The 14,920-nt window shown below is 75.7% G+C and carries 16 protein-coding genes; 10 read left to right on the top strand and 6 right to left on the bottom strand.

Annotated elements, in window-relative coordinates:
- Positions 1 to 17 precede the first annotated feature (17 nt).
- Both QSK03_RS07175 and QSK03_RS07170 read right to left on the bottom strand, forming a co-directional pair.
- Positions 18 to 1,217 (bottom strand): acetoin utilization protein AcuC, encoded by a 1,200-nt coding sequence (locus QSK03_RS07175; protein WP_285649819.1) that lies wholly within the window; start codon positions 1,215 to 1,217, stop codon positions 18 to 20.
- Between the two features lie 22 nt (positions 1,218 to 1,239).
- Entirely contained in the window at positions 1,240 to 2,160 is a 921-nt protein-coding gene (locus QSK03_RS07170; RefSeq protein ID WP_285649817.1) for a sulfurtransferase, read from the bottom strand.
- 85 nt (positions 2,161 to 2,245) lie between these two features.
- Between QSK03_RS07170 and QSK03_RS07165 the strand changes: the two genes are divergently transcribed.
- The 3 genes from QSK03_RS07165 to QSK03_RS07155 are packed head-to-tail and all read left to right on the top strand — an operon-like array spanning position 2,246 to position 4,701.
- Positions 2,246 to 2,971, top strand: a complete 726-nt coding sequence (locus tag QSK03_RS07165; protein ID WP_285649815.1) for an iron-dependent transcriptional repressor DtxR — start codon at positions 2,246 to 2,248, stop codon at positions 2,969 to 2,971.
- A gap of 57 nt (positions 2,972 to 3,028) precedes the next feature.
- Complete coding sequence (gene galE / locus QSK03_RS07160; RefSeq protein ID WP_285649813.1) at positions 3,029 to 4,039, top strand: UDP-glucose 4-epimerase GalE; 1,011 nt, start codon at positions 3,029 to 3,031, stop codon at positions 4,037 to 4,039.
- Positions 4,009 to 4,701 (top strand): HAD hydrolase-like protein, encoded by a 693-nt coding sequence (locus tag QSK03_RS07155; protein WP_285649811.1) that lies wholly within the window; start codon positions 4,009 to 4,011, stop codon positions 4,699 to 4,701. The genes galE and QSK03_RS07155 overlap by 31 nt, the downstream gene beginning before the upstream one ends.
- 6 nt (positions 4,702 to 4,707) lie before the next feature.
- Here QSK03_RS07155 and QSK03_RS07150 read toward each other — a convergent pair whose 3' ends face one another.
- Complete coding sequence (locus QSK03_RS07150; protein WP_285649809.1) at positions 4,708 to 5,799, bottom strand: DUF4192 domain-containing protein; 1,092 nt, start codon at positions 5,797 to 5,799, stop codon at positions 4,708 to 4,710.
- Positions 5,800 to 5,940: 141 nt separating this feature from the next.
- On the opposite strand from QSK03_RS07150, the gene sthA reads away from it, so the two are divergent.
- Both sthA and QSK03_RS07140 read left to right on the top strand, forming a co-directional pair.
- The gene (gene sthA / locus QSK03_RS07145; protein WP_502872144.1) at positions 5,941 to 7,419 is read left to right on the top strand and encodes a Si-specific NAD(P)(+) transhydrogenase; all 1,479 of its coding nucleotides are present in this window, start codon (positions 5,941 to 5,943) and stop codon (positions 7,417 to 7,419) included.
- Positions 7,397 to 8,557 carry an aminotransferase class V-fold PLP-dependent enzyme gene (locus tag QSK03_RS07140; RefSeq protein ID WP_285649807.1) on the top strand — a complete coding sequence of 387 codons (1,161 nt, stop codon included), beginning with the start codon at positions 7,397 to 7,399 and terminating at the stop codon, positions 8,555 to 8,557. Before sthA ends, QSK03_RS07140 begins: the two co-directional genes overlap by 23 nt.
- Before the next feature lie 88 nt (positions 8,558 to 8,645).
- Here the strand turns inward: QSK03_RS07140 and QSK03_RS07135 are convergent, their stop codons facing one another.
- A complete protein-coding gene (locus tag QSK03_RS07135) occupies positions 8,646 to 9,773 on the bottom strand; it encodes a baeRF2 domain-containing protein (RefSeq protein WP_285649805.1) in 1,128 nt (375 codons plus the stop codon).
- Between the two features lie 62 nt (positions 9,774 to 9,835).
- Positions 9,836 to 10,348: an Lrp/AsnC family transcriptional regulator gene (locus QSK03_RS07130; RefSeq protein ID WP_285649802.1), complete on the bottom strand. Its 513-nt coding sequence runs from the start codon at positions 10,346 to 10,348 to the stop codon at positions 9,836 to 9,838.
- Between the two features lie 104 nt (positions 10,349 to 10,452).
- Between QSK03_RS07130 and QSK03_RS07125 the strand changes: the two genes are divergently transcribed.
- Genes QSK03_RS07125 through QSK03_RS07115 form a run of 3 tightly spaced genes read left to right on the top strand, consistent with a single transcriptional unit; the run spans position 10,453 to position 12,055 of the window.
- Complete coding sequence (locus QSK03_RS07125) at positions 10,453 to 10,641, top strand: hypothetical protein (RefSeq protein ID WP_285649800.1); 189 nt, start codon at positions 10,453 to 10,455, stop codon at positions 10,639 to 10,641.
- A gap of 17 nt (positions 10,642 to 10,658) precedes the next feature.
- The gene (locus QSK03_RS07120; protein ID WP_285649796.1) at positions 10,659 to 11,504 is read left to right on the top strand and encodes a fumarate hydratase; all 846 of its coding nucleotides are present in this window, start codon (positions 10,659 to 10,661) and stop codon (positions 11,502 to 11,504) included.
- Positions 11,501 to 12,055, top strand: coding sequence for a fumarate hydratase C-terminal domain-containing protein (locus QSK03_RS07115; RefSeq protein WP_285649794.1), 555 nt, complete (start codon positions 11,501 to 11,503; stop codon positions 12,053 to 12,055). The genes QSK03_RS07120 and QSK03_RS07115 overlap by 4 nt, the downstream gene beginning before the upstream one ends.
- On the opposite strand, the gene QSK03_RS07110 is transcribed toward QSK03_RS07115, so the two are convergent.
- The gene (locus tag QSK03_RS07110) at positions 12,013 to 12,930 is read right to left on the bottom strand and encodes a LysR family transcriptional regulator (protein WP_285649792.1); all 918 of its coding nucleotides are present in this window, start codon (positions 12,928 to 12,930) and stop codon (positions 12,013 to 12,015) included. The two genes, QSK03_RS07115 and QSK03_RS07110, sit on opposite strands and share 43 nt — an antisense overlap.
- Before the next feature lie 97 nt (positions 12,931 to 13,027).
- Here QSK03_RS07110 and QSK03_RS07105 point away from each other — a divergent pair, with 97 nt between their 5' ends.
- Positions 13,028 to 14,440: an MFS transporter gene (locus QSK03_RS07105; protein WP_285649790.1), complete on the top strand. Its 1,413-nt coding sequence runs from the start codon at positions 13,028 to 13,030 to the stop codon at positions 14,438 to 14,440.
- On the top strand, positions 14,437 to 14,901 hold the full coding sequence (locus QSK03_RS07100; protein ID WP_285649788.1) for a cupin domain-containing protein: 465 nt from the start codon (positions 14,437 to 14,439) through the stop codon (positions 14,899 to 14,901). The genes QSK03_RS07105 and QSK03_RS07100 overlap by 4 nt, the downstream gene beginning before the upstream one ends.
- The last annotated feature ends 19 nt before the right edge of the window (positions 14,902 to 14,920 follow it).

Below are 14,920 nucleotides of genomic sequence, written 5' to 3'. Positions count from 1 at the left end.
ATCGGTGTGCCCGCGGGTCAGTCACGGCTGTCCGCAGGGTCGAGACCGTGCAGCGGGAACACCGCGCGCCGCGTCTCGAGCAGGAACGGGTCGACCTCGACCTCGGTGAAGCCGCCCCACGGCTCGAAGTCCGTCGGGGCCTCCTCGGTCATCGAGGTCGGCAGCGGCCGGCGGGTCTTCTCCGTCGCGTAGGAGGTCCAGTCCGCCGGGATCGGCCGGTGCGGCTCGACGTCGCGGTCGAGGACCGTCGCGAGCAGGTGCGTCCACGAGCGCGGCACGGCCCGGAAGAGGCCGTAGCCCCCGCCGCCGAGGGCGAGCCACTTGCCGTCGCTGTGCTCGGCCGCGAGCCGCCGCAGGCTCCGGTAGATCGCGCGGTGGCCGTCGACCGAGAGCGACAGCTCGGCCAGCGGGTCCTCGTGGTGGGTGTCCACGCCGCACTGGGTGACCAGGATCTGGGGCCGGAACGCCCGCAGCAGGCCCGGGACGACCGCGTGGAAGGCCCGCAGCCAACCGGCGTCGCGCGTGCCGGGCGGCAGGGCGAGGTTGACCGCGGACCCGGACGCGGCGCCCGCACCCAGCTCCGAGGCGAACCCGGTGCCCGGCCACAGGGTGCGCGGGTGCTGGTGCATGGAGATCGTCAGCACGCGGTCGTCGTCGTAGAACGCCTTCTGCACGCCGTCGCCGTGGTGGACGTCGGTGTCGATGTAGCAGATGCGCTCGTAGCCGTGGTCGAGCAGCCAGGAGATCGCGACGGCGCAGTCGTTGTAGACGCAGAAGCCCCAGGCGTGGTCGGCCATCGCGTGGTGCAGGCCGCCGGCGATGTTCACCGCGCGGTCGGCGCGGCCCTCGGCGATCTCCCGGGCGGCGGCGATCGACCCGCCGCACACCAGGGCACTGGCCTCGTGCATGCCCTCGAAGATCGGGTTGTCGGTGGTGCCGAGCTGGTGGACCGGATCGTCGCCGCTCGTGGGCGCCCGCCGGACGGCCTCCAGGTAGGAGGCCAGGTGGATGCGCTCGACCTCCGCGTCGGGCGCCGGCGTCGGCACCATCGGCTCGATCCCCTCGAGCACGCCGAGCGTGCGCGCGAGGCGCATCGTGAGGTCCAGCCGGACGGGGTGCAGCGGGTGGTCCTCCGAGAGCTTGTAGCCGAGCAGGCTCTCGTCCCACACGACGGCCACGCGGGCCGGATCCACCGTCGGCACCCCGGAGCTCGTCACGCCCCGACCGTACCGGCCGCGGTCACGCCCCGGTCTCGACCGGGCGCCCCGTCCCGCACCAGTGCGACCAGCTGCCGACGTAGAGCCCCGCGGGGTCGTCGGGCGGGCGCAGGCCCGCGTGCTCGAGCCCGAGCACGAGCATCGCCGCGCTGACGCCCGACCCGCAGTAGGCACCGACCGTGCCCGCCCCGTCCACGAGCGGGCGCAGCACCTCGGCGGCGCCCTCGGGGTCGCGCCAGTGCCCGTCCGCGACGAGCGCCGCGGCCGGTGCGCTCGCCGCGCCCGGGACGTGGCCCGCGACCGGGTCGAGCGGCTCGGTCTCGCCGCGGAAGCGCTCGGGCGCCCGCCCGTCGAGCAGGACGGCCTCCCCCGACCCGGCGACGCCCGCGGCGTCCTCCGCGGTGAGCACCGGCATCGAGCCGGTCGTGATCTGCAGGCTGCCCGGCCGGCGGACACCGGTGCCGGTGGTGGTGACCTCGCCGCCGGCCGCCACCCACGCGGGGAAGCCGCCGTCGAGCACCGCGACCCGATCGTGGGGCAGGCCGGCCCAGCGCAGCACCCACCACGCCCGCGCGGCCGCCATCCCGTCGCCGCCGTCGTAGACGACGACCTCGCCGCCGCGGTCGGCGCCGGCGCGCTGGAGCGTCTCCTCGAGCACGTCGGGGTCGGGCAGCGGGTGGCGCCCGGCCGGACCGGGCGGGCCGGCGAGCTCGGTGTCGAGGTCGACGTAGACCGCCCCCGGGACGTGGCCTGCGTCGTGCTCGACGAGGCCGGGCGGGTCCTCCCGCGCCGCCGCCTTGCGCTCCTTGGCGTTCTTCGGCGGCGGCCGCAGCGTCCACCGCACGTCGAGCACCACCGGGCGCCCCTCCTCACGCTGCAGGGCGTCGCGGAGCCAGGCGACGGGCACGACAGGGGTGGGTAGTGGACCCGGCGAGGTGGCCATGCTGCGATCGTGCCCTGCCGCACGGCGTCTCCGCCGTCCGGTGTCCGATCTCGTCGGTAGGATGGCGTGGCGGAAAGGGGTGGGCATGAACGACCTCATCGACACCACCGAGATGTATCTCCGGACGATCTACGAGCTCGAGGAGGAAGGGGTCGTCCCCCTGCGAGCCCGGATCGCCGAGCGTCTGGAGCAGAGCGGGCCCACGGTGAGCCAGACCGTCGCGCGGATGGAGCGCGACGGTCTCGTCCACGTGGCCGGCGACCGCCACCTCGAGCTCACCCCCGGCGGCCGCGCCAAGGCCGTCGCCGTCATGCGCAAGCACCGCCTCGCCGAGCTGCTGCTCGTCAACGTCATCGGCCTCGAGTGGGAGCACGTCCACGTCGAGGCGTGCCGCTGGGAGCACGTCATGAGCGACGCCGTCGAGCGCAAGCTCTTCACGCTGCTCGGCGAGCCCTCGGTCTCCCCGTACGGCAACCCCATCCCCGGCCTCGCGTACCTGCGCGGCAACGAGGCCGACCCCGAGGTCACCGCCCCCGCCCGCACGCCCACCCCCGACGAGGCCGGCCTCGTGCGGCTCGACGAGTTCGCCCGCAGCGGTGGCGGCAAGGTCGAGGTGCGCCGGATCGCCGAGCACATCCAGCTCAACGAGCGGCTGATGGCCGACCTCAAGAGCGCCGGCGTCCTGCCGGGCAGCGATGTCGACGTCGTGGCCATCCCCCGCTTCGGCGACGCCGTCGGGGTCGGGCACAAGGGCGCCAACGCCTCGGTCGACCCGCTCGTCGCCCACGCCGTGCTGGTGCGCGCGCAGTAGTTCCCGCACGAGCCCCCGCACCGGGTGCGCCCGGCTCCGCCCGGCACACTGACGGTCATGACGTTGGTGGTCACGGGCGGGGCGGGATACGTCGGCAGCGTGTGCGCGCGGCACCTGCTGGACGCGGAGCACGACGTGGTGGTCGTCGACGACCTGTCGACCGGGCACCGTGACGCCGTGCCCGACGGGGCCCGCCTCGTGGTGGGCGACGTCGCCGAGACGGCCGACGACGTGCTCGGCGGGGGCGACGTCGACGGCGTGATCCACTGCGCGGCGCGCTCCCTGGTCGGCGAGTCGACCGAGAAGCCGGCGAAGTACTGGCACGGCAACGTCGTCACCACGATCGCCCTGCTCGACGCCCTGCGCCGCCACCGCGTGCCCCGCCTGGTGTTCTCGTCGACCGCGGCGACCTACGGCGAGCCCGAGACCTCGCCCATCACCGAGGACGCGCCGACGCGGCCCACCAACACCTACGGCGCCACCAAGCTCGCCGTCGACCACGCCATCGGCACCTACGCGGCGGCCGCGGGCGGGGAGTTCCGGGCGGTGAGCCTGCGCTACTTCAACGTCGCCGGCGCCCACACCGGCACCGCGGGCGGCACCAGCGTCCCGGCCCTCGGCGAGCGGCACACGGTCGAGACCCACCTCATCCCGCTGGTGCTCCAGGTCGCTCTCGGGCAGCGCGACGAGATCGCGGTCTACGGCGACGACTGGCCCACCGCGGACGGCACCTGCGTGCGCGACTACATCCACGTCGACGACCTCGCCGACGCCCACCTCCTCGCGCTGGACCTGCTGGCCCGGGGCGACGGGCCGGCCGGCGGTCACCTCGTCTGCAACCTCGGCAACGGCACCGGGTTCTCCGTGCTCGAGGTGATCGAGGCCTGCCGCCGGGTCACCGGGCACCCCATCCCGGCGCGGGTGGCGCCGCGGCGGGCGGGCGACCCCGGCGTGCTCGTGGCGTCCTCGGCCCGGGCGCAGGCCGACCTCGGGTGGAAGCCCACCCATACCGACCTCGACGGCATCGTCGCCGACGCGTGGGCGTTCGCCCGGTCCCGGACCTCGTGACCGCGCTGGTCCTCTTCGACCTCGACGGCACCCTGGTCGACTCGTCGCCCGGCATCGCCGCCTCGCTCGCCGCGGCCGCGGACGGCGCCGGGGTGCCACGCCCCGACGCCGACCAAGTGCGCGCCCTGCTCGGTCCGCCGTTCCCGCAGGCGTTCGTCGACGTCCTCGGCCACGACCCCGCCACCGCCGAGGCGATGATGGACGCCTACCGGGAGGTGTACGCCGCGGGCGGGCTCTACGACGTCACCGTCTTCGACGGCGTCCCCGCGATGCTGGCCCGGCTCGCCAAGGCCGGGCACCGGCCGGCCCTGACCACGAGCAAGCCCGACGTCTACGCCCGCGAGGTGCTGCGCCACGTCGGGCTCGACGCGGCGTTCGACGCCGGCGTCTTCGGCGCCACCCTCGACGGGTCGCTGGCCGGCAAGGCCGCCGTCGTGGACCTCGCCCTGCAGACCTGCGACGGGCCGGTCGTGGCGCTCGTGGGCGACCGGCACCACGACGTCGACGGCGCCCACGCCCACGACCTGCCCGCCGTCGGCGTGACCTGGGGCTTCGGCGGCGCCGCCGAGCTGCGGGCGGCCGGGGCGGACCACCTCGTCGACTCCCCGGCGGCGCTCGGGGAGCTGCTCGAGCAGCTCGCCGCGGTCTGCCCCGCCCGCTGAGCGGACTCATCCGGCGCGTCCCCGCAGCTGCGCCGCGGCCTCGTCGCTCGACTCCCGGACGAGCGTCCGCAGCGCGTCGGGGCCCATCCCCGAGGCGAGCAGGGAGTCGATGAGCCGGGTGAGCCGGTGACCCGGATCGGCGGCCAGGGCGCGGTCGAGCGCGACCGTGACCAGCGCCGATCCCCCGCGCACGAGCAGCGCGCACGCCAGCAGGATCGCCGGCTCGGCGACGTCGGGCTCCGGCAGCGCGCGGACCAGCTGCGTCCACAGCCGCTCGGCCGCGTCCGCGACCGCCTCGTCCGGATCGAGCGCCCACCCCATGACGGTGTCGCGCACCCCCGGATCGCCGAGGGCCACGGCGAGCCGCGCGAGCTCCTCGTCGCCGAGCGGGCGGCCGGCGGCGACCTCGTCGCGGGCCGCGACGACCGCGGCCAGGTCGCGCCGCGCGGCGGCGGGCCCGCCGAGCTCGCGGTCGAGCCGGGCCGCCTCGTGCTCGGCGCGGACCAGCTCCGGCAGCCGCGGCGGGACCGCGGGCGCGAGCGAGCCCTCCATCTCGCCGCGGGACGCGTGGGTGATCCGGCCGCGCCACGCCATCTCGGCCGCGAGGGGCGAGTCGTCCGGGGACGCCACCGAGCCGGCGCAGTCGCACGGCGGGTAGCACCGCCACCGGACGCCGGCGGCGATGCGCGGCACCCACAGCCGGGAACGCACCGGGATCCCGCGCTCGCCGAACGCCGCCCCGACGGCCGCGACGACGTCCGGCCGCGGCGGCTCGCCGTCGGGCGCCGGCTCCGCCACGACGATCGCCATCACCTCCTGCGGCCCGCTCGCCGCGACCGGCGTGGCGCACCCTGCGGCCAGCGCGTCGACGTCACCGGGTGCCGGCAGGTCGGCGCGGGCCACGACGCCGAGCCCGCGGCGACGCCCCCGCCCGTGGACGGCGACCAGCACGATCGACGCCTCGGGCGTGAAGCCGAGGAGGTGCGGGACCGCGGCGATCAGCTCACCGGGGTCGTGGACGCGCAGCCGGGCCGACGGGGAGCCGGCGCGGGACGGACGGGTGGGGCCGGGGGGACGAGGGCGGTGGTCGGTGCTCACACCTGGTTCGACGCAGCGCCGGTTCCCCCGGATCCCGCCGCTTCTCCCGGCTGTGGACAACTCGGGCGGAGTTCGCGCGCTCGTCATCCCGCCCGGCTTGCCGGGGCCCACCCCGGCGGCGAGGCTGGGCCCGTGCACCCGGTGGATCCCGCGACGGACCCCTCACCCGACGACGCCGCGGAGGAGACCGTGCCCTCCGCGCGCCGCGACTACGACCTGCTCGTCCTGGGCTCGGGCCCCGGCGGGCAGAAGGCGGCCATCGCGGCCGCGAAGCTCGGGAAGCGGGTCGCGGTCGTGGAGCGTCGCGGGATGGTCGGCGGGGTCTGCACCCAGACCGGCACGATCCCGTCCAAGACGCTGCGCGAGGCCGTCCTCTACCTCACCGGCTACGCCATGCGCGGGCTCTACGGCGAGAGCTACCGCGTCAAGCAGGACATCACCGTCCAGGACCTCCTCGCGCGCACCCACTTCGTCATCGGGCGCGAGGTCGAGGTTATCCGGGCGCAGCTGCAGCGCAACCGCGTCGACCTGCTCTCCGGGGAGGGGCGGTTCGTCGACGAGCACACCGTCGAGGTCGTCGGCGAGCGTCGCGGCGAGCACCAGGCGGTCACCGCCGACCGGATCGTCGTCGCGACCGGGACCCGGCCCGCACGGCCGCCGGAGGTGGAGTTCGACGACCGCCGCGTCGTCGACTCCGACGGCATCCTCGCGATGGACACGATCCCGGCCAGCATGGTCGTCGTCGGCGCCGGCGTGATCGGCATCGAGTACGCGTCGATGTTCGCCGCCCTCGGCACCCGTGTCACCGTCGTCGAGAAGCGGCCGCAGATGCTCGACTTCTGCGACGCCGAGGTCGTGGAGTCGCTGAAGTTCCACCTGCGGGACCTGGCGGTGACCTTCCGGTTCGGCGAGGAGGTCGCCGGGGTGTCCGTGTCCGACCGCGGCACGGTGACGCGGCTGGCGTCGGGCAAGAAGATCCCGGCCGAGACGGTCATGTACTCGGCGGGGCGCCAGGGCGTCACCGACGAGATCCGGGTCGAGCGCGCAGGTCTCGAGGCCGACGCGCGGGGGCGCATCAAGGTCGACGAGCACTACCGCACGGCGGTGCCGCACATCTACGCCGTCGGCGACGTCATCGGCTTCCCCGCGCTGGCGGCGACCTCGATGGAGCAGGGCCGGCAGGCGGCGTACCACGCGTTCGGCGAGCACCCCAAAGAAGCCGGCAGAGCCTCGATGACCGACGTGTCGCCGTACGGGATCTACACGATCCCGGAGGTCAGCTACTGCGGCGCGACCGAGGCCGAGCTGACCGAGAAGTCCGTCCCCTACGAGGTCGGCATCTCGCGCTACCGCGAGCTCGCGCGCGGCCAGATCGTCGGGGACAACTACGGGATGCTCAAGCTCCTGGTCTCCCCCGAGACCCATGCCCTGCTCGGGGTGCACGTCTTCGGCACGTCGGCCACGGAGCTGGTGCACATCGGCCAGGCGATCATGGGGTGCGGCGGCACCGTCGACTACCTGGTCGACGCGGTGCTGAACTACCCGACGCTCTCCGAGGCCTACAAGGTCGCCGCGCTCGACGCCACGAACAAGATCCGTGCCCTCGAGCAGTTCGCCTGAGCCCGGGTTCGCCCGGGACCGCTTCGTCCTGCCCCGCGCGCCCGACGGGTCCGACGCGGTGTACCTCGCCGGCAACTCGTTGGGCGCGCAGCCGCGGGCGGCCCGGGACGCGCTCCTCGCGGCCGTCGACGACCAGTGGGCTCGCGTCGGGGTGGCCGGCTGGGAGGACTGCGGCTGGTGGGCGACGCCCCGGCGGCTCGGCGACCGGGTGGGTGCGCTGGTCGGGGCCGCGCCGGGGCAGACCGTCGTCGGCGACTCGACGTCGGTGCAGCTCTTCGGCGCGCTCGTCGCCGCTGGACGGCTGCGTCCGGGGCGCGCGACGCTGCTCTCCGACGCCGGCCACTTCCCCACCGACCGCTACCTGGCGTCGTCGGTGGCGCGTCTGACGGGACTCCGGCTGGTGACGTCCTCGCCGCCGGCGATGGTCCCGGACGCCGACACCGCCGTCGTGGCCGTGCCCGCGGTCGACTTCCGCACCGGGGAGCGCTGGGACCTCGCCGCGATCGTCGAGCGGGCCCACGCCGCGGGCGCCGTCGTGGTCGCCGACCTCTCGCACGCCGTCGGCGCGATGCCCGTCGCCCTCGACGCGCTCGGCGTCGACCTCGCCGTCGGGTGCACGTACAAGTACCTCAACGGCGGGCCGGGCGCGCCGGCGTTCGCCTACGTCGCCGCGCGCCACCACGACGCCCTCGACCCGCCGCTGACCGGCTGGACCGGCCACGCCGACCCGTTCGGGATGACCGAGGCGTGGACCCCGGCGCCGGGCGTCGGGCGGCTGCGGGTCGGGACCCCGCCGATGCTCTCGATGCTCGCGCTCGACGGGGCGCTGGGGGTGTTCGACGACCCCGACGCCGCCGACCTCGCCGACGTCCGCGCCGCGTCGCTGGCCCTGGGCGACGCCTTCCTCGCGGCCCTGCCGGCGGTGGACGTCGTCACACCGCGCGAGCACGACTGGCGCGGCGGGCACGTCGCGGTGCGCGTGCCCGATGCCGAGGGGCTCTGCGCGGCACTGGCCCGGCGCGGCGTCGTCGTCGACGCCCGGCCGCCGGACCTGCTGCGGTTCGGCTTCGCGGCGCCCTACGTCACCCTCGACGACGCGCGCACCGCGGCCCGCGAACTCAGCGCCCTGCTGGGCTGAACGTCGTACGTGGTGGTGTCAGCGAAGTGCCGTCACGGACGCTGAGCGTCCGTGACGGCACTTCGCTGGTCACCCGGCGCTGCTCCGATCAGCTCCCGGTCGGGAAGCGCAGGAGCGCGCCGACGCCGTCCTGCAGCGACGTGCCGCCGCCGAGGACCGACACGCTGCCGCCGAGGGCGCCGACCGCGCGCAGGAGCACCTGCTCGGACGGGCGGGCGACGGGCTCGGTGTCGGAGAGCTGTGCGAGGTTCTTCGGGTCGGTCGAGATCTGCTCGGGCGAGGAGCCGACGTAGAGCTCGCCGGGGATCTCCTGCCCGTCGACGAGCACGAGGGTGTCGACGGCGCCGGTGCGCGCGGCCTCCAGCACGGGCTCGAGGCCCTCGACGGCGTTGGCGTGCGCCTTGCCCTCCAGGAGCTGCTCGCGGACGCGGCCCTCCTCGCCGGTGGCGACGGTGCCGGCGACGCGCAGCAACTCGTCCTCGAGCGCGGTCTCCGAGGCGCCCGCGGCGCGGCTGCCGGCGTCGAGCTCCTCGGTGATCTCCGCCAGCTCCGTCGGCAGCTTCGAGCGCACGGCCTGGCGGCCCTGGACCTCGCCGGCGAGGGCGAGGACCTGCGGCCGGAACGACGAGGCGGCGCTGCGCAGGCCGGCGACGACCTCCTCGGCGTTCTGGTACGTCGCCTTCTCGTGGCGGCGCTGGCGCTGCTTGTGCGCGTTGCCGCCCTCGCGCGCCTTGTGCACGTTCTCGACCGCGCTGCCGCTGATGTGCTGCTCGTCGAGCTCGCGGGCGCCGGTCTCGTACGCGGCGACGAGCTCGTAGAGGTCGCCGCCGGTCTGGTCGACGATCGCCAGCAGCGTGCGCACCGAGCTCGACTGCGAGCGGTAGTAGCGCCCCAGCTCGGGCAGCGGGCTCCAGATCGCGACGTCGCCCGCCGCGCCGACGGCCTCGACCTCGTCGTCGAACAGCACGCCGTCCGCAGAGGCGACGAGCACCCGCCCGACCTCGGTGAGGGAGCCGGCGCGGTCGTCGCCGAGCTCCTCGTCGAGCGCGGCGATCGTCTTGTCGTCGGCGCCCCGCTGCTGCAGCTGCTTCTGCAGGTCCCGCCAGCGGAGCTCGACCTGCTTCGCCGAGTTCTCCCCTGCCTGCACGGCCTCCAGGTAGACCGTCGCGAACGGTCCCGGCCGCTCGAAGATCTCACGCGTGCGCGACAGGTCCATCCGGTGTTCCTCCTCAGGGCCCGCGGGTGTTCGCGGGGTCGTGTCTCGGGGTTGCCCCTCGCCTACCCGAACACCCGGCGGCACATGCCTGTGCGCCCCGGCGGTGGGAGGACCAGGGCCCCGGCGCGCTTGACGTGGCGCGTCACCGGCGCCGTGTCCACGCCGTCGATCCCCGGGGTCGCGCCGAGGTCGCCGACGAGCAGGTCGTGCAGCGCGTCGATGTCGGGACACAGCACGAAGGCGACCACGTTGGTGGCGCCCGTCGTGGACGCCGCGAAGGCGACGGCCGGGTGCGCGTCGAGCGCCGTGGCGACGGCCGGGACGCGGGACGGCGCGACGGTGAGCCACAGCACCGCCTCGCAGGCCATGCCCACGGCCCCGGGCTCGACGTCCACCTCGAAGCGCAGGACGCCCTCGTCACGCAGGCGGTCGAGGTGCCGGCGCACCGAGGACTCGGACCACCCGGTCGCCGACGCGAGCGCCGGCGCGGGCGTGCGCCCGTCGCGGGCCAGGGCGTCGAGCAACCGGTCCTCCGCCGCGTCGAGCCGCCGCGGGGTCGGCCGGGACGGCGGCACGGTCGTGCGTCCTCGACCGCGTCACCGAGCTCTCGTCGCCCGGGAGCCACCTGCTCACCGACGTCGTCGGCCGGGCACTGCTCGACCTGCTCGCGACGACCCCGATGCTCGAGCGCTTCGCCCGTCTCGGCATGCCGTGGGTGTTCGGGACCGACGCCCCGGCCGCGCTGCTCGCCGCGCGCGGATGGTCGAGCGACGTGCACACCGTGACCGCGGTGTCCACGGCGTTCGGCCGAGCGCCCGCGACCCCCGAGGGCGGGCCCGACGGTTACCTCGTGCACGCGACCCGCTGAGGCGGTAGGACGGGCGCGTGCGGGAGATCGCGGTGGACGACGTCGCCGACACCGTCCGGAAGCTCTGCGTCGAGGCCAACCACGAGCTGCGCGGCGACCACGTCGAGGCGCTGCAACGGGCCCGGGACCGCGAGCGATCGCCGATCGGGCAGGAGGTGCTCGACCGCCTGCTCGCGAACGCGGAGGTGTCCGCCCGCGAGCGGATCGCCTTCTGCCAGGACACCGGCTACGCGGTGTGCTTCCTCGAGATCGGCCAGGACGTCCACTTCACCGGGGGCTCGCTGGCCGCCGCGCTCGACCGCGGCGTCGCCGAGGGCTACCGCGAGGGATACCTGCGCGCCTCGCTCGTGCGCTCGCCCGTCGACCGCGTCAACACCGGCGACAACACCCCGGCGATGGTCCACTACGACCTCGTCGAGGGCGACGGCGTGCGGCTGACGCTGCTGGTCAAGGGCGCGGGCTGCGATAACATGTCGGCGCTGCGGATGCTCACGCCGGCGGCGGGCGTCGCCGGGATGCGGAAGTTCGTCGTCGAGACGATCGAGGCCGCCGGGCCGAGCGCGTCGCCGCCGGTGACCGTCGGCATCGGGATGGGCGGCACCTTCGACCGCGCGGCCGTGCTCGCCAAGAAGGCGCTGACCCGCGAGCCCACCGGCTCCCCGTCGCCCGATCCGAAGCTCGCCGAGCTGGAGGCCGAGCTCGTCGACGCCATCGACGCGACCGGTATCGGCCCCGCGGGCTTCGGCGGCACGGTGACCACGGTGGCCGTGCACGTCGAGGCCTACCCGACCCACATCGCCGCCTTCCCCGTGGCGATCAACCTCGACTGCCACTCCCACCGCGTCCGGACGGTGACCCTGTGACGGAGCTGTCCCTGCCCCTCGACGCCGAGGCCATCCGCGCGTTGCACAGCGGCGACTCCGTGCTCCTGTCCGGTCCGCTGGTGACCGGGCGGGACGCGGCCCACGAGCGGTTCGCGCGGGCCGTCGAGGGCGGCGAGCGGCTCCCCTTCGACCCGGCCGGCGAGACGCTCTACTTCGTGGGCCCGACGCCCGCACGGCCCGGCCACGCGATCGGCGCCGCCGGACCGACGACCGCGTCGCGGATGGACGCGTGGTCGCCGCTGCTCGTCGAGCGCGGGCTGCGCGGGATGATCGGCAAGGGCCGGCGCTCGGAGACGGTCAAGGAGTCGATGCTCGAGCACGGCTGCGTCTACTTCGGCGCGATCGAGGGCACCGCGGCGCTGCTCAGCCAGTGCATCACCGCCAGCGAGGTCATCGCCTACGAGGACCTGGGCGCCGAGGCCGTGCGCCGGCTCGAGGTCCGCGACTTCCCCGCCCTCGTCGTCAACGACCTCCACGGTGGCGACCTCTACCGCGACGGCCCCGCACGCTGGCGGCGCGCGCCCTCCTGAGGCAGCCAGCGCTCGGCACGCGCCAGGCCCCGGACGGTCGCCCGCAACGGCCCGAGCTCCCGCGGGCGGGAGATCATCGACCACGCGAACAGGGGCTCGGGGTCCGTCAACGGCCGGAACACCACGTGCCCGGGCGGGCGGTGCCACGCGAGCGTCGGGACGACGCAGCCGCCGCCCGCGACGGCCTCGGCGGCCGCCGACGATCCGTGGGTGATGCCCGGCCACCGGCGGGGCGTCACGCCGGCCTGGCGGCAGAAGAGCTCGACGAAGCGCACCCACTCGCCCGCCGCGTCGTCGGACGGCAACAGCAGCCGTTCGCCCGCGAGCTCGGCCACCGGGACGTCCGAGGCGGCCGCCAGACGGTGCTCCGCGCCGACGCCGAGCACGACGGGCTCCCGCCGCACGACCTCCTCCGCGAGGTCGTCGACGGGGTCGGTGACCAGGCCGAACAGGAGGTCGAGCCGACGATCACGCAGCATCGGGACCCCGGCGGCGACGCCGACCTCGACCTCGTGCACGAGCACCTCGGGGTGGGCCCGGCGCAGCGCCGCCACGATCCGGGCGCCGGTGTCCAGACCGCTGGAGGAGACGTCGACGCGGACCTCGACGGGCCCCGTCGCCGACCCGCGCGCCGTCGCGGCGGCCTCGGCGGCGGCGTCGACCGACCGGCGGGCCGGGTCGACCATCGCCCGCCCCGGCGCCGTGAGCGCCACGGACCGCGTGGTGCGGTCGAAGACCCGCACGCCGAGCTCGCGCTCGAGCTGGGCGACGAGGCGCGAGAGGCTCTGCTGCGTCATGTGCAGGCGCGTGGCCGCGGCGGTGAAGCTCGCCGTGTCCGCGACGGCGAGGAAGGCCTCGAGGTGCCGGAGCTCCACGACCGCACCGTACGTCCGGGATTCACTCGCCGGGCGTGTGGATCACGCCGCGATCGGTGTTTCCGTCGTCGCCGATCACGGACCTAGCGTCCGCCGCGTGCCGCCGCGCCGCCCCGTCCTGCTCGCCGTCGTCTGCGCCTCGATCTTCTTCGACGCGCTCGACCTCTCGATCACCCAGGTCGCCCTGCCCAGCATCCAGCGCGATCTGCAGGTCGGCCTCGCCGTCCTGCCGTGGGTCGCCGCCGCCTACGTCGTGACCTACGGGGGTGTCCTCCTCCTCGGCGGGCGGCTGACCGACGTCCTCGGCGCCCGGCGGGTGCTGCTGACCGGCCTCGCGGTGTTCGGTGCCGCGTCCCTGGCCTGCGGGATCGCCCCGTCGCCGGCGTGGCTGCTCACCGCCCGCGCGGTCCAGGGCGTCGGCGCCGCCCTGACGGTGCCGGCCGCCGTCGCGGTGCTCGCGGGGTCCTTCGCGGAGGGCCCGGCGCGCACGCGGGCGTTCGCGGCCTTCGCCGTCGCGGCCGCGAGCGGCTTCTCGGCGGGCCTGGTGCTGGGCGGGGTGCTCACCGACGGGCTCTCCTGGCGCTGGATCTTCCTCGCCAAGGTCCCCGTCGTCGTGCTCGTCCTGGTCACCGCGGCCGTCGTCGTCCCCCGGTGGACCCCCGCGGGGCGCCGCGCCCTGGACCTGACCGGGGCCGGCGCCCTCACCGGGGTGAGCGTCCTCGTGGTCCTGGGCGTCACGCTGGCCGGGACGCCCGCGGCGACCGCGGTCACCGTCGGCGTGCCCCTCGCGGCCGCCGCGCTGCTGCTCGCGGTCTTCCTGCTCGCCGAGCGCCGGCGCCGTGACCCGTTGCTGCCGCCCCGTCTGCTGCGACGGCGGCGGGCGATGGCGAGCGACGTCGCGGCGCTGACCGTGCTCGCGGCGCCGTTCGGCGTCTCCTACCTCGTGACCGTGTACCAGCAGGAGGTGCTGGGCCGCTCGCCGTGGGCCACGGCGCTCGTGCTGCTGCCCGGCGCGGTGCTCTCCGCGGCGGTCGGGCAGGTCCTCGCCGCGCGGCTGCTCGAGCGCCACGGCCTGCCCGTCGTCTACCCGGCGGCGCTCGTGGTGGTGGCGGTCGGCAACGCCGTCCTGTTCGCGCTGTCGCCCGCCACGGCGACGTGGGTGACCGTCCTCGCCACCGTCGTCTCCTTCGGGCTCGGCATGGGCGTCGCCTACCCGGCCGCCACGCTCGGCGGGCTGGACGGGGTCGACGCATCCGATCACGGAGCGGCGGCCGGGCTGAACAACACGGCGCTGCAGGTCGGCGGCGGACTCGGCCTCGCCGTCGTCGCCGCGCTGGTCGCTGGCGCGCTGGGCGGGAGCACCGTCGGGGCCCCGCCCGACGTCGCGCTGAGCGCGATCCGTCTCGGCGTCCTCGGGGTCGTCGCCCTTCCCCTGCTCGGCGCCGTCGTCGCCGCCGTCGGGCTCCGGACACCCGCCCCGGACCGTCTCGGGGAAGACTCGGTGGCGTGAGCACGATCGCGTTCGCCGACGGCCAGGAGATCACCGTCGAGGCCTCCGGGCCGGACTTCGTCTTCTCCGCGGTCCTGCCGCCGCGCCACGCCGGGCCGCCGGCCCACCGGCACCGTCACGAGCGCGAGGTGTTCACCGTCGAGTCCGGTCTCCTCGTGGTGCGGGTGGGGCCCGAGCGCCGGCTGGTCCAGCCGGGCGAGACGGTCGCCGTCCCGCCGGGGACGACCCACGGGTTCGCCAACCCCTTCGACGAGCCGGTCCGTCTCCGGACGGTCGAGACGCCCGCGGGACCGCTGCAGGCCCAGCTCCGGGCGATGGCCGCCGCGCCGGCCCGCCCGCCGCTGCGCGAGCTCGCCCGCATCAACGCCGAGCACGGCTTCTCGTTCACCGTGGCCGGTCTCCCCGACCGACCGCAGCGGCTGCTCTGGGCGCTGCTCGCGCGGTGGGCCGGCGGGCGGTGACACTTCGGTCGAACCTCGC

It is taken from the genome of Actinomycetospora sp. NBRC 106375 (genome assembly GCF_030269665.1).
Lineage (GTDB): Bacteria > Actinomycetota > Actinomycetes > Mycobacteriales > Pseudonocardiaceae > Actinomycetospora.
The sequence above is the reverse complement of the archived record's forward strand: the minus strand, read 5'-3'. Positions and strand labels throughout refer to the sequence as shown.